Origin of the sequence: Halorubrum sp. Atlit-8R (assembly GCF_003666025.1) — an archaeon.
In the GTDB taxonomy this organism is placed as follows: Archaea; Halobacteriota; Halobacteria; order Halobacteriales; family Haloferacaceae; genus Halorubrum; species Halorubrum salinarum.
Window position 1 is genome coordinate 161550 of sequence record NZ_QPLV01000001.1, and the last position, 12998, is coordinate 174547.

Consider the following 12998-nt stretch of genomic DNA (forward strand, 5'->3'; position numbering starts at 1 on the left):
GCGGCGACTGATCGTGGAATCGGAGGCGACGCGGAATGACCCTGACGCTCGACGTGGCGCGAGTCGCCGCGGGGGTCAACATCCTGCTGTTGATCGTCCTCCTCGGCATCTGGGGGCGCAGCTACCTCGAGGTGCGGTCGAAGCACACGCTCGGGTCGGCGGTGTTCGCCGCCTTCCTCTTGGCGGAGAACGCGCTGGCGCTGTTCTACTACCTGAACCCGCCGCAGATGTCGACGCCCGCGGTCCGCGCGATGATGTACCTCCAGATCCTCGAGTTCGTCGGGATCGCGTTCCTCGTCTACGTGACCTGGGACTGACTGCCCTGTCCGAGCGAGCGCCGCTCCGATGCCGCTCTCCCTACTCGAACCGGTACGTCGCGCCGTCCGGCCCGTCCTCTATCTCGACGCCGACCTCGCGGAGGGCGTCCCGCAGTTCGTCGGCGCGCTCGTAGTTGCCCGCCTCGCGCTCGGCTTCGCGCACGTCGAGCACGAGCTCGACCAACTCGCCCGCCAGCTCCGCGTCGCCGCCGCTCTCCGCCTCGAACTGGAGCCCGAGCACGTCGCCGCCGAGGTCCTCGAACGCTTCCACGGCCTCGCGGAGGCCGCGGTAGTCGTAGGCCTCGCCGGCCCCGTCGACCCCGTCGACGTGGCGGTTCACCGCGTCGGTGAGATCGAGGAGCGCCGCGGTCGCCTCCCGGAGGTTGAGGTCGTCGTTCATCGCGGCCGCGAACTCCTCGCGAGCCGTTTCGACCGCCGCGCGGAGGTCGTCGTCCGCGGCCTTCGCGCGGGAGTCGGTCGAGTCGAGCGCCTCGACGGCGCGGTCGTAGGTGCGCGAGAGGCGCTCCCAGCGCTCCTCCGCCTCGGCGATCGTCTCCTCGGTGAGCGCCTGCTCGGAGCGGTAGGCCGCGCCGGCGTAGAACGTCCGGACCACGTTAACGCCGAGTTCCTCTAAGGCGTCGGGGACGGTCCAGAAGTTGCCGATGGAGGAGGACATCTTCTCGCCGTCCATCTCCAGGAGGCCGACGTGGAGCCAGTGGCGCGCGAACGCCTCCCCGGTGGCCGCCTCCGACTGCGCGATCTCGTTTTCGTGATGCGGGAACACGAGGTCGCGCCCGCCCATGTGGACGTCGAGCGTGTCGCCGAGGTGCGTCGTCGACATCGCCGAGCACTCGACGTGCCACCCCGGGCGCCCCTCGCCCCACGGGGAGTCCCACGTCTCGCCGTCGGGCGTCTCGGCGCCGTGGTCGTGTTTGGCGTGCTCCCGCGCCGCGGTCTCGCTGACGCCGTCGGCCTTCCACAGCGCGAAGTCCGCGGGGTTGCGCTTCTCCGAGCGCTCGTCCGGGTCGCCTTGCGCTTCGAGCGCGTCGAGGTCCTGGTTCGAGAGCTTCCCGTACCCGTCGAAGCGCGTCACGTCGAAGTAGACGGAGCCGTTCGACTCGTAGGCGTACCCCTTCTCGATCAGGGTCTCCGTCAGGTCGATAATCTCCGGGACGTGCTCGGTGACGCGGGGGTACACCTCCGCGCGCAGGAGGTTCAGCCCGCGCATCGCGTCGAAGACGCTCGCCGTGAACGTCTCGGCCACGTCGCGCTCGGCGGTCCACTCGTCGCGCTCGCCGACGCGGGCCGTGATCTTCTCGTTCACGTCGGTGACGTTCTCGACGTGGCGCACGTCGTACCCCTCGTGTTCGAGCCACCGGTGGAGCACGTCGGCGTGGAACCACAGCCGGGCGTGGCCGAGGTGCGGGTCGTCCGACACCGTCAGGCCGCAGACGTACAGCGTGACGTCGCCGTCGGCCGTGAACTCGACGCGCTCGTCTTCCAGGGTGTCGGTGACGACGAGACTCATTACGACGTGGTTGCCGGGGTGCGCGTTTCAAATCGTCGGATCGAGCGAGACGCGGACGGATCCGGCTCCGTCATCGGCTCGTCTGCTCGGCTATAACTTACTGCTGACGGATCCGCTGCGAACACCACCAAAGCCCCAGCCGCGAGGGCTCGGTGCGCTCGCTGCGCTCCTCACTCGGTCGCTCCGCTCCCTCGTTGTGGTGCTTACGTCGCGCGCCTTCGCCCTCGCGGCTGCCCCTTTGAGTCCCGCCCCACACCGCAACCGCACCTCTCACCTCCCCAACCTCGTCGGCCTCCCTCCGCTTCGCTCCGGTCGGCCGACTCCCTCGCACGCGCTCCTCGCGGCCGCCAGCAGCGGCCGCTCGGAGGCGCGCGCCACCGCGGTTTTATTCACAAACTGACGACCTCGCCTCTCACTCTTCCCGCGTCGTCCACTCGACCTCGTAGCCCGCCTCGCGCACCGCCGTCAGGACGCGGTCGACGTGGGCGGGCCCGTTCGTCTCCACCTCGAACACGAGGTCGGCGTCGCCCACCGGCAGGTCCGGGCGGCTGCGCTCGTGGCGCACCGTCCGGATGTTCGCGCGCTCGCCGCCGATCAGGGTCGCTATCTCCCCCATCGTCCCGGGGGTGTCGTCGATCCGGACGGACAGCTCGATCAGCTGGTCGCGGTCGACGAGCGCGTGGGTCACCACCTCCTTCAGCGTCGTCACGTCGATGTTGCCGCCACAGAGCAGCGGGACGACCGTCTCGCCGGCGAGGTCGAGCTCGTCGACCGCGTCGTCGTTCAACAGGGCGGCCGCGGCGGTCGCGCCCGCGCCCTCGACCAGCTGTTTCGCGCGCTCCAAGAGCAGGAGGATCGCGCTCGCCACGTCGTCGTCGCTCACGACGACGGCGCCGTCGAGGTGCTCGTCCAGCAGGCCGAGGGTGAGGTCGCTCAGCCCGCCGGTCGCGATGCCGTCGGCGATGGTGTCGGGCTCGTCGCGCGTCACGAGCTCGCCGGCCGCGAGGCTCTCCGAGAGCGTGGACGCGCCCTCGGTCTGGACTCCGATCACGCGCGTCTCGGGCGAGCGCGCCTTCACCGCGGTCGCGACGCCGCCCGCGAGCCCGCCGCCGCCGACCGGGACGAGGACGGTGTCGGCGGCGGGCACCTGGTCGAGCACCTCCAAGCCGAGCGTCCCCTGGCCGGCGACCACGTCCGGGTCGTCGAAGGCGTGGACGAACCGCGTCCCGGGGTCGTCGGTCAGCGTCTGGGCGTGGGCCATCGCCTCGGGGAACGCGCTCCCGCGGAGGACGACCTCGGCGCCGTACGCGCGGGTGGCCTCGATCTTCGCCGCCGGCGCCGACTCCGGCATCACGATCGTCGCGTCGATCCCGGCGTCGGACGCCGCCAGCGCGACGCCCTGCGCGTGGTTGCCCGCGCTCGCGGCCACGACGCGCTCGATCGCGGGCTCGTCGGCCCCCTCGCCGGAGCCGTCGACCGCCCGCGAGATCGCGTTGTACGCGCCGCGCGTCTTGAACGAGCCGGTGCGCTGGAGGTGCTCCATCTTCAGCCGCACGTCGGCGCCGCACCGCTCGCTCAGCGACCGGCTCCGCTCGACGGGCGTGCGCTGGACGATGTCGGTGCCGGCGAGCCGCTCGGCCGCGGCCTCGACGTCGTCGACCGTGACTGGGGACATGCCAGCGGTGTTCGGCCGATCCCCTGAAAAGAACTCGGATACGCAACCGGGTTCCGCACCGTTCAGCGCTTCCCGAGCGCCTCCTCGAAGACGCGCTGGGCCCGCTCGTACCCCTCGTTCCGGTCGACGATGGGGTGCGGGTAGTCGGGCGCCAGCTCCTCGCGCTCCGCCCGCGAGAGGGTCGGCCAGTCGACGACCTTCCCGGCCGGCACGTCCGACAGCTCCGGGACGTACGCCTTCACGTACCGGGCGCCGTCGTCGTACTTCGACATCTGGCTCACCGGGTCGAAGATGCGCACGTCGACGGAGTCGGTGCCGGTGGAGGCGGTCCACTGCCAGGCGCCGTGGTTCGAGGCGTAGTCGTGGTCGATCAGCTGCTTCGTGAAGTAGCGCGCCCCGCGCCGCCAGTCGATCAGGAGGTGCTTCGTCAGGAAGCTCGCGACGACCTGCCGCGGCCGGTTATGGACGTACCCCTCCTCGTTCAGCTGTCGCATCCCCGCGTCGACGAGCGGGTAGCCGGTCTCGCCGCGGGTCCACGCCTCGAAGTCCGCGTCCGACTCCCGCCACGCGATCTCGTCGGGGAACGACTTGTAGTTCGAGACGGCGAGGTCGGGGGCGTAGTACAGCAGGTGGTACATCTGCTCGCGCCACGACAGCTCGTAGCGGTACTTGTCGACGTTGCGGCGCTCGCCGCCGGTCACGGCGTCGTAGACGTCGCTCGCGCCCGCCCACACCTCGCGGATCCCGATCGCCCCCGTCGCGAGGTACGGCGACATCCTGGAGACCGCGTGCGTCGGCGCCTCGACCGCCCGCGCGAGGTCGTCGCGGGTGTCGTTGTAGGAGGTGATCCCGTAGTCGAGGAACTCGTCGAACCGCTCGCGCGCGGCCTCGTACCCGGCGCCCGGGAGGTCGATGTCGGCGTCGGGCTCGGGGACCGTCTTCCCGTCGCGCACGTCGGCCAGCGCGTTCGGGTCGGGCTCCGGGTACGGCCCGCGCTTCGGCACGGCCTCCCAGTCGCCGTGGAACTGGCTGTGGTTCGGGTACCGCTCCTCCAGCCGCCCGGGGTCGACCAGCACGAGGTCGGTCCGGGAGTCCGTCGCGACGCCCGCGCCGGCGAGCGCGTCCTCCACCGCGCGCTGCCGGTTCCGGCGGGCCGGCCGGTAGTGCTCGTTGTAGACGACCGCCTCGGCGTCATGCTCGTCGGCGAGGTCGACGAGGACCTCGTCCGGGTCGCCCGCGCGGACGATCAGGTCGCTCCCGAGTTCCCGATACCGCTCTTCCAGGCGTTTCACGTGCCGGAGGAAGAAGGCGCGCTGACGCGCGCCGACCGTCGCGAGCAGGTCCGCGTCGTACACGAAGACGGGAACGACCGTTCCCTCGCGGGCCGCCGCCGCGAGGCCGGCATTGTCCCGCGTCCGCGCGTCGCCTCGGTGCCAGAACAGGCGCATACGATCACCAGGGTCGCCAGCGGATAGTGTCTGTCGCCCGGGCCCGGTCCCCCGGTCCCGCCGCCAGTACGTTCAAGACGCTCCGCCTCGAATCCTGACCCGCATGACACGACGCGATCCCTTCGACGAGATCGAGGACCTGCTCGAACGGATGGGCCGCGAGTTCGAGGAACTCGGCGGCACGCTGGAGGGCGCTGGCCCCGAGGTCCCCCGGTTCCCCGGGGCCCGCGAGGTGGACGTCGACGTGATCGAGGACGACGAGTCGATCACCGTCGTCGCCGACCTCCCCGGGTTCGACGCCGACGACGTGGACGTCGAACTGCGCGACGACGCGCTCGTGATCGCCGGCTCCCGCGAGGAGTCCGCCGAACTCGCCGCCGAGGGCGACGACGCGGACGACGCGGGAGACGCGGGCGAGGGCGACGAGGTCCGCTACCACCGGCGCGAGCGCCGCCTCCGGTCGGTCTCCCGGCGCGTCCCGATCCCCGAACCGGTCGAGGCCGACGCGGCGACGGCCGCCTTCGACGCCGGCGTGCTCACCGTCACGCTCCCCAAGCGCTCGCCCGACGACGACCGCGGGCACACGATCGACGTCAACTGAGCGCCGGCCCGCGATCGCCGTCGAACCGGAACGGTCACGTCCGGGGGATAGCACGTCTCACTCTGTGTTTATTATCTCACGGCGCCTTTCTGTTCTCATGAACGCGACGAATCCCTTCGACGAGATCGAGCAGTTCCTCGGCCGCACGCCCTTCGCCGGCGAGCGCGCCTGGGGCCGCGACCTCCGCGCCGCCGACATCGACGTCGCCGAGTACGACGACGAGTTCGTCGTGATGGCCGATCTCCCGGGCTTCGACCGCGATGAGATCGACGTTCGCGCCAGCGGCGACCGGCTGACCATCACCGGCGAGCGCGACACGGAGCGCGAAGACGCGGACCGACGCTACCTCCGCCGCGAGCGCCGTCACGAGTCCGTCACCCGGACGATCGAACTCCCCGCGACCGCGGTCCTCGAGGACGCGACCGGGACGTACCGCAACGGCGTGCTCACGGTGACGGTCCCGCTCGACGCCGTCGACGCCGACGAGGGGCACCGGATCGACGTGAACTGACCCGTCCTCGACGCGAACCGAACGACTCTCGACGCGAACTGAACGACCCGATGCGTCGCGGTCGAGCCGGACCCCGCTCTTTCCGGCCGATGCTTTCTCCACGGACCCCGTGGTAACTCTCCGCATGAACGACGCCGACCACGCGGCCGCCAGGCGCGACCTAGTGAGCGCGCTGCGCGACCGCCTCGACGCGAGCGAGCGGACGCTGTCGGCGATCGGCGCCGTCCCGCGACACGAGTTCGTCCCGGAGTCGGTGCGCGGGTCGGCGTACGCCGACCGACCGCTCCCGATCGGCCACGGGCAGACGGTCAGCGCGCCGCACATGGTCGCGATGATGACCGACCTGCTCGAGGTCGAGCGCGGCGACCGCGTCTTCGAGGTGGGGACCGGCTGCGGCTACCACGCCGCGGTCGTCGCCGAGGTCGTCGGCCCGGGGAACGTCTTCTCGGCCGAGCGCGTCCCGGAACTGGCGGCCGCCGCCCGCGACCGCCTCGACCGCCTCGGGTACGAGGTGACCGTGTCGGCCGGCGACGGGCGCGAGGCGTTCGCCGACGCGGCGCCGTTCGACGCCGCGTACCTCACCTGCGCGGCGCCGGAGGCGGTCCCGGACGCCGTCGTCGACCGCGTCCGGACGGACGGCCGCGTCGTCGCTCCCGTCAGCGAGCGCGGTCGCCAGCGGCTCGTCAGGCTCACGGTCCGCGAGGACGGGATCGACCGCGAGGACCACGGCGGCGTGCGGTTCGTCCCGATGCGGTAGGCGGGCGACCGAACGCACAGTTTTAGAGGACCGAGTCCCGAGACCGCGCATGGACGACGCGTCGCTCCGGGCGGACATGATCGAGGGGCTCGAACACCAGATCGGCGAGCCGATCGAGCCGCCCGTGCTGACCGCCCTTCAGCGCGTCCCCCGCGACCCTTTCGTCGACGACTCGCCCCGCGGGGACGCCGTCGACGGCGACGACCCCCACTCGCTCTCGCTCGCGACGCTGGTCCGACTGCTCACCGCGCTCGACGCCGACGAGGGCGACTCGGTCCTCGTCGTCGGCGCGGGGATCGGCTACTCGGTCGCGCTGCTCGCGGCGATCGCCGGCGCGCGGCGCGTCCACGCGGTCGACATCGACCGCGCCGCCGTCCACGCCGCGCGGTCGAACCTCGACGCGGCCGGCTACGGCGCCGTCCTCGTCGACCGCGCGGACGGCGCCGACGGGCTCCCCGCCTACGCGCCCTACGACCGGATCCTCCTCGAAGCCGCCGTGGTCGAGCCGCCGCGGCCCCTCCGCGAACAGCTGGCGCCCGGCGGTCGGATCGTCTACCCGCGCGGCGCGGGCGTCCAGACCGTCGCGGCGATCGAGCCGTCGACCGGCCCCGAGGACGGGGACGACCCGGCGCCGCCGGGGTTCGAGACGGTCGCGACCCACGGCCCGGCGCGGCTCCAGCCGATGCTCGTCGACGGCGAACAGCCGGGGACGGAACGCAACCGGACCCGGCGCGAGGACGCCGAACGCGCCGAGCGCGGCCGGCAGCGCCGACACGGCTGGGAGCAGGACTGGATCGACTGGGACGATCAGCTCTGACCGCCTCTCGCAGCGCGCCGCCGCGGCGTCACTCCTCGACGACGAGCACCTCGGTGTTCCCCCGCTCGTCGACGTAGTCGCCCTCCGCCGTCGGCTTGACGTCGATGGTGAGCGTCCCGTCGGCCTGGTTCGGCCCCAACTCGGGGTCGACGTCGACGGTCGCGATCCCCTCGCCGTTCGTCTCCGCGGTGACCACGCCGTCGATCCGCGCGGAGCCGCCGCGGACGATGACCGTCGCGTCGGCGACGCGGGAGCCGTCCGGGTCGACGACCGCGACGTCGATCGACTGCTCCCCGGGCGTGGTCACCTCCGGCTGCGGCTGCGCGTCGAGCTCCGTCGCGGCCAACCCGTCGATGTCGCCGATCATCCCCATCATCACGCTGAGGCTGGCGACGCCGACGACGAGCGCGATGACGAGGCGGACCGGGAGCCCCTCGATCGCGCGGGTGTCGGTGCTGAACGTCCGGCGGTTCGCGGTGCGCGAGTCGTGTGTTCGATCGGACATACGCCCCGCTGGCCGCGGCATCCGGTATAAAGGGTCGGCCGCCCGACCGTTTTTATCCCATACCGAGGCCAGCCGTCCGCGTGTACGTACTCGGCCGCGACGGACCGGACCCCGACGGCGACGACGCGAGCGACCCCGGCCGCGACCTCGGCGACGCGAGCGACAGCGACTCCGACCACGGCGACGCGATCGATCGTGACGGCGACCGCCCGCCCCACACCGCCCGGATCGGGTCCTTCCTCGCCCGCGACGGGAGCGCGGGCGCGCCCGTCGGCGTCGACCTCGACCGCCCGCACGCGGGCGTCGTCTTCGGAAAGCGCGGGACCGGGAAGTCGTACACGCTCGGCGTCCTCGCGGAGGGGCTCGCCGCCGCCGACGGCGTCGCGCCGGTCGTCGTCGACCCGATGGGCGTCTTCGGGGGCCTCGAAGCGGCCGGGGGACGGGTCGTCGACCCCGCGGTCCGTCCCGGCTCGATACCGCCGTCGACGTGGCCGGACCTGCTTGGACTCGACCCAGAGAGCGGGCCGGGAAGCCTCGTCTGGCGCGTCGTCGCCGACGCGGTCGACGGCGGCGACTCGCCCTCGCTCGCGGCGCTCCGGGAGGCGGTCGCCGCCGCGGACGCGCCGGCGGAGACGCGCCGCGCCGCCGCGAACCACCTCCGGCTGGCGGACTCGTGGGGCGTCTTCGACGCCGACGCGCCGCCGGTCGCGTCGCTCGCGGCCGACGGCGATCCCGCCGTCCTCGACCTCGCCTGCGTGCCCGACGCCGCCGCGGGGGCCGCCGTCCGCGCGGTCGCTCGCGGCCTCTACGACGCGCGGATCGACGGGCGCCTCCGGCGGCTGCCGTGGCTGTTCGTCGACGAGGCGCACGCGTTCTTCAATGGGGTCGCCGAGCCCGCGCTCCGGACGCTCCTCACGCGGGGCCGCGCGCCCGGCGTCTCGCTGGTCTGTGCGACCCAGCGGCCGGCCGCGCTGCCGAGCGTCGCCGTCTCCCAGTCCGACCTCCTCGTCTCTCATCGGCTCACGGCCGCCCGCGACGTCGACCGGCTCGCCGAGGCGGAGGCGACGTACCTCGCCGGCGACCTCGCCGCCCGGCTCCCCGAGGGCGTCGGCGAGGCGCTCGTCGTCGACGACGCGACCGAGACGGCCCACACGGTCCGGATCCGGGAGCGGCGAACGCCGCACGGGGGAGCGAGCCCCCGCGCCAGCCGGCCGTCGGACGCCGAGTAGCGCGGAGGCGGCTCGGAACGCACAAGCGCCCGCGGACACACCGACGCCCATGGAACGGACGCCGTACGGGTTCCTGCTCGTCGCGGCCGGCGGCTTCCTCGGCGCGGTCGCCAGGCACGCGGTCGACGTCGGCGCGAACGAGGCCGTCGCCGCGGTCGCCGCCGCGAGCGGCGTCGCGGTCGCCGGAGGCGCGCCGACCGGCGCGGGGACGCTGGCCGCGAACGTCGCCGGGTCGTTCGCGCTCGGCCTCCTGTTGACCCACGCGTCGAGCGACCGGGTCCGGCTGTTCGTCGGGACCGGCGCGCTCTCGTCGTTCACGACGTACAGCACCTTCGTCGCCGACGCGGTCGCGCTGGGGACGCCGGCCGGCGCGTGGTACGTCGCCGCCAGCTACGCGACCGGCTTCGCCGCGGCCGCGCTCGGGCTCGCCGTCGGGGGGCGGGACGGCCGATGACCGTCGCGCCGCTCCCCGCGACGGCGCTCGTCGGCGTCGGTGGCGCGCTCGGCGCGGTCGCCAGGCACGCCGTCGGGCTCCGCGTCGAGGGGCGTCGGTCGGTGCTCCTCGTCAACGCCCTCGGGAGCTTCGCGCTCGGCGCAGTCTCGGCCGCACCGATCGGGTCGGCGGCGGCACTGCTCCTCGGCGTCGGCTTCTGCGGCGCGTTCACGACGTTCTCCTCGTTCGCCGTCGGGACGGTCCGGACCGCGAGCGAAGCGGGTATCCGCGCCGCCGCGGGCGGCGCGGCCTCGACGCTCGCCGCCGCGCTGGCCGCGTTCCTCCTCGGCTCGCTCCTCGTCGGGCGGCTCTGGTGAGGGGCGCCGACGCTCGGCCGCTGTCCGGCAAGCGATAGGTACAGCATCCCTCGGCCCGTACCCGCGTCCGTGACCGACACCGACCGCTCCGTCGACGGCGAGTCGACAGACCCGGCCGACTCGGGGCCGCTCTCCGACGCCGTGGACCCCGAAGACGTACCCGAGTTCGGCGACCTCTCGATCGCCCAGCGCGCCTTCGTCGCCGCCGCGCAGAACCCCTCTCGCGGACTGCTGGTCGTCGGCCTGTTCGCGTTCGCGCTCGCCTTCTACGCCGCGTTCTGGCTGTCCTTCCCCGCCGCCGCGGGCCTCCTCTCGGCGCTCGCGCTCATCGTCGCCGCCGTCGCCGCCGCCGTCTACTGGCTCCTCGACCGCGTCGCCGGCTGAACCCCCTCCCTCGCCGACCTCACGGCCGCGGCTCGTAGAACTCCCGGAGCGGCCGCCCGAACGCGGGCGCGAGCGTCGCGACCGCCTCGCCGACCAGCACGTCGCGGTCGTCGAACGCCGGCTCCACCTGCGCGCCGAGCGCAACGTCGCTCGCGGCGTCGCTCTCCAGGTACTCCCGGACGGTGGCGAACTCCCGCTCCCGCTCGACGACGTATCGGTCCCCGTCGATGAACGGGCCGTAGGTGTCCGGATCGACGTCGTCGACGTACGACTCGAAGAAGCTCGCGGCGTGCTTCCGGACCGCGACCGGCGGCCCGTCGTGGCGCTCGACGGCCGGCCGCTCGGTCACCTCCAGTTCGGCGTACAGCGCGGCCCGCGTCGCCCCGTCGGACCCGTCGCGTCCGACCGTCCTCTCCGCGCCGTGCCCGCCAACGTCCCCCGTCGCCCTCGCGGCGTCCGTCATGGCCCGCGCTCGGAGGACGTCGAAGCCGCGGTCGTTCAGCCCGCCGACGATCCCGTCCAGCGACCGCCGGAGCTGCGGCCACAGCTGGTCGTCGACCACGTCGGGCGCGTCGAAGACGACCGCGACCGGCGTCGTCCCCCGCCGGTCGAGGTGGGCGCGCACCGCCTTCGGGTCCAGCGGCTCCGGCTCGTCCGGCTCGAAGAGGTCCTCGCTCGGGGCCGCGAGCAGCTCCCGGGCGTAGTGCTGGAACCGCGCGAGGTTCGTCGCCGACAGCACCGCGGCGACGTTCCGCGTCGGGTCCGTCGGGTCGACGACGACCAGCGGGTCCTCGAACGTCCGCTCGGCGTGCCCCTCGGGGTCGAACTCCACCGGCGGGTGCCAGCTCCGCGCCGACTCGACCAGCGGCACGAACCCGCCCAGCTCCAACACGAGCAGCTCCGTGAGGTACCCGGAGAACCCCTCCGTGCGGAGGTCGCTCCCGTACGCGCCGATCCCCTTCAGGAACGCCTTCGCCAGCACCACGTCCGCCGCGAGGTCGTCGTCGAGCCGCGCGGAGAGGTAGGCGTCGTGGAACGGCGTGCGGTCGACCGCGGAGACCAGGTCGCCGGCGCTCTCCACGTCGTGACAGGGGACGAGGTCGACGTCGAACCCCTCGTAGCTCCCCTTCACGTACGGGTGTTCGGCGTACTCCTCGTGGCCGTCGGGGAGGACCGCGTGGCCGACTTCGAGGCCGTACTCCTCCAGTTCGGCGCGGTCGAGGTCCGCGTCGAACCGGACGAACAGGTCGATGTCGCGGTCGCCGGCGACCCACGTGCCGCGCGCGGTCGACCCGACCTGGACCACGTCGGCGTCGACGGGGAGGTCGGCGATGGCCTCGCGGGTCCGGTCGGTCAGCGTCGCGGCCGTCTCCCGCAGGCGCTCGCGTTCCGCCGGCTCCGGGAGGACCCGCTCGCGGACCCGCGACAACACCGCCTCCAACTCGTCCATACCGAACGGTCTCGCGGTCCGGCCGAAAACGTGTCGGTCGGATCGGCGCCCGCGAGACCTGTCCTCCGCGGTATCGTTTCGCACCCCTGCGTCCCGCTGATCCCCTTCCGTCGGGCGGAAACGAAAGCCATATCAAAACGACGCGAGTACCCGGAAGTGAGCCGAAGTAGCTCAGTTGGTAGAGCGCCTCGCTGTTACGACGTTCGGCGGAAGCTCCCCCGGCCGTCACAGTCACGAGGCGGTCCCAGGTTCGAGTCCTGGCTTCGGCGTCCCTTCGTTCGGCCGCTCGTTTTGTACGATAGCGACGCAGCCGTTCGTATGTCGCGTCTCGCCCAGTACGACCGACTCGAGGAACCACAGAAGCGCGGACAGGCGACGGAAGCGATCGTCATCGCGGAACTGGTCGCTCGGGACGTCTCCGTGCTCACGCCGGCGTTCGACAACGAGCCGTACGACCTCGTGGCCGAGGTCGGCGGCGACTTCCACCGGATCCAAGTCAAAACCGCGTACGACAGTAAACGCGACGGTGCGGTGGAGTTCAGAACCAGAAGCGTCCGCGCAAAAAGCGACGGGTACGAGCGATCGGGATACGAGGGGGAGATCGACTACTTCGCCGCTTTGAACGTCAGAGAAGAGCATGTCTACCTGATCGCGATCGAGGAGGCCGGATCGACGACGACCGCGATCCGGTACGAACCCGCCGCCAACGACAACCGCGCGAACGTCAACTGGCACGCGGAGTATCGGCTTGAGACGGTTCTCGACGACCTCCGGTCGGGGTAATGCGGTAATCTAAAGAACGTCGCTCGTGTACCCGAAATCGACGCGGGCCTTTAGCTTAGTCTGGCTCAAAGCCCTCCGCTCATAACGGAGTGATCGCCGGTTCAAATCCGGCAAGGCCCATCAGTTCCAGCCTCGTTACCGACCGGTCTCCGAAACGACCATCGCCGACATCCGTCCCTCGAA

At 72.5% G+C, this 12998-nt stretch carries 15 protein-coding genes and 2 tRNA genes; 12 read left to right on the forward strand and 5 right to left on the reverse strand.

Annotation, left to right across the window (positions count from 1 at the left end):
* The first annotated feature begins 35 nt into the window (after positions 1 to 35).
* On the forward strand, positions 36 to 317 hold the full coding sequence (locus DVK05_RS00730) for a hypothetical protein (RefSeq protein WP_121561545.1): 282 nt from the start codon (positions 36 to 38) through the stop codon (positions 315 to 317).
* A 40-nt stretch (positions 318 to 357) separates the two neighbouring features.
* Here DVK05_RS00730 and cysS read toward each other — a convergent pair whose 3' ends face one another.
* From cysS to DVK05_RS00745, 3 genes are all read right to left on the reverse strand, one after another.
* Positions 358 to 1845 (reverse strand): cysteine--tRNA ligase, encoded by a 1488-nt coding sequence (cysS, locus tag DVK05_RS00735; RefSeq protein ID WP_121561546.1) that lies wholly within the window; start codon positions 1843 to 1845, stop codon positions 358 to 360.
* A gap of 412 nt (positions 1846 to 2257) precedes the next feature.
* Complete coding sequence (gene ilvA / locus DVK05_RS00740; protein WP_121561547.1) at positions 2258 to 3520, reverse strand: threonine ammonia-lyase; 1263 nt, start codon at positions 3518 to 3520, stop codon at positions 2258 to 2260.
* A gap of 62 nt (positions 3521 to 3582) precedes the next feature.
* Positions 3583 to 4968, reverse strand: a complete 1386-nt coding sequence (locus tag DVK05_RS00745; protein ID WP_121561548.1) for a deoxyribodipyrimidine photo-lyase — start codon at positions 4966 to 4968, stop codon at positions 3583 to 3585.
* A 103-nt stretch (positions 4969 to 5071) separates the two neighbouring features.
* On the opposite strand from DVK05_RS00745, the gene DVK05_RS00750 reads away from it, so the two are divergent.
* The 4 genes from DVK05_RS00750 to DVK05_RS00765 all read left to right on the forward strand — a co-directional run bounded on the left by DVK05_RS00750 (position 5072) and on the right by DVK05_RS00765 (position 7654).
* On the forward strand, positions 5072 to 5569 hold the full coding sequence (locus tag DVK05_RS00750) for an Hsp20/alpha crystallin family protein (protein WP_121561549.1): 498 nt from the start codon (positions 5072 to 5074) through the stop codon (positions 5567 to 5569).
* Positions 5570 to 5666: 97 nt separating this feature from the next.
* Positions 5667 to 6080 carry an archaeal heat shock protein Hsp14 gene (hsp14, locus tag DVK05_RS00755; RefSeq protein ID WP_121561550.1) on the forward strand — a complete coding sequence of 138 codons (414 nt, stop codon included), beginning with the start codon at positions 5667 to 5669 and terminating at the stop codon, positions 6078 to 6080.
* 124 nt (positions 6081 to 6204) lie between these two features.
* Positions 6205 to 6837 carry a protein-L-isoaspartate(D-aspartate) O-methyltransferase gene (locus DVK05_RS00760; RefSeq protein WP_121561551.1) on the forward strand — a complete coding sequence of 211 codons (633 nt, stop codon included), beginning with the start codon at positions 6205 to 6207 and terminating at the stop codon, positions 6835 to 6837.
* 49 nt (positions 6838 to 6886) lie between these two features.
* Positions 6887 to 7654, forward strand: coding sequence for a protein-L-isoaspartate O-methyltransferase (locus tag DVK05_RS00765; protein WP_121561552.1), 768 nt, complete (start codon positions 6887 to 6889; stop codon positions 7652 to 7654).
* Between the two features lie 28 nt (positions 7655 to 7682).
* On the opposite strand, the gene DVK05_RS00770 is transcribed toward DVK05_RS00765, so the two are convergent.
* The gene (locus DVK05_RS00770; RefSeq protein ID WP_121561553.1) at positions 7683 to 8159 is read right to left on the reverse strand and encodes a carboxypeptidase regulatory-like domain-containing protein; all 477 of its coding nucleotides are present in this window, start codon (positions 8157 to 8159) and stop codon (positions 7683 to 7685) included.
* Positions 8160 to 8239: 80 nt separating this feature from the next.
* On the opposite strand from DVK05_RS00770, the gene DVK05_RS00775 reads away from it, so the two are divergent.
* From DVK05_RS00775 to DVK05_RS00790, 4 genes are all read left to right on the forward strand, one after another.
* Complete coding sequence (locus DVK05_RS00775) at positions 8240 to 9388, forward strand: ATP-binding protein (protein WP_394338852.1); 1149 nt, start codon at positions 8240 to 8242, stop codon at positions 9386 to 9388.
* A gap of 49 nt (positions 9389 to 9437) precedes the next feature.
* Positions 9438 to 9842: a CrcB family protein gene (locus tag DVK05_RS00780; RefSeq protein ID WP_121561554.1), complete on the forward strand. Its 405-nt coding sequence runs from the start codon at positions 9438 to 9440 to the stop codon at positions 9840 to 9842.
* Positions 9839 to 10198 (forward strand): CrcB family protein, encoded by a 360-nt coding sequence (locus DVK05_RS00785; protein WP_121561555.1) that lies wholly within the window; start codon positions 9839 to 9841, stop codon positions 10196 to 10198. Before DVK05_RS00780 ends, DVK05_RS00785 begins: the two co-directional genes overlap by 4 nt.
* A 69-nt stretch (positions 10199 to 10267) precedes the next feature.
* On the forward strand, positions 10268 to 10582 hold the full coding sequence (locus tag DVK05_RS00790; RefSeq protein ID WP_121561556.1) for a hypothetical protein: 315 nt from the start codon (positions 10268 to 10270) through the stop codon (positions 10580 to 10582).
* Positions 10583 to 10601: 19 nt separating this feature from the next.
* Here DVK05_RS00790 and cca read toward each other — a convergent pair whose 3' ends face one another.
* On the reverse strand, positions 10602 to 12032 hold the full coding sequence (gene cca, locus DVK05_RS00795; RefSeq protein ID WP_121561557.1) for a CCA tRNA nucleotidyltransferase: 1431 nt from the start codon (positions 12030 to 12032) through the stop codon (positions 10602 to 10604).
* 160 nt (positions 12033 to 12192) lie between these two features.
* Here cca and DVK05_RS00800 point away from each other — a divergent pair.
* From DVK05_RS00800 to DVK05_RS00810, 3 genes are all read left to right on the forward strand, one after another.
* A tRNA-Asn gene (locus DVK05_RS00800) sits at positions 12193 to 12301 on the forward strand.
* Between the two features lie 49 nt (positions 12302 to 12350).
* Positions 12351 to 12815: a group I intron-associated PD-(D/E)XK endonuclease gene (locus DVK05_RS00805; RefSeq protein WP_121561558.1), complete on the forward strand. Its 465-nt coding sequence runs from the start codon at positions 12351 to 12353 to the stop codon at positions 12813 to 12815.
* A gap of 44 nt (positions 12816 to 12859) precedes the next feature.
* Positions 12860 to 12935, forward strand: a tRNA-Ile gene (locus DVK05_RS00810).
* The last annotated feature ends 63 nt before the right edge of the window (positions 12936 to 12998 follow it).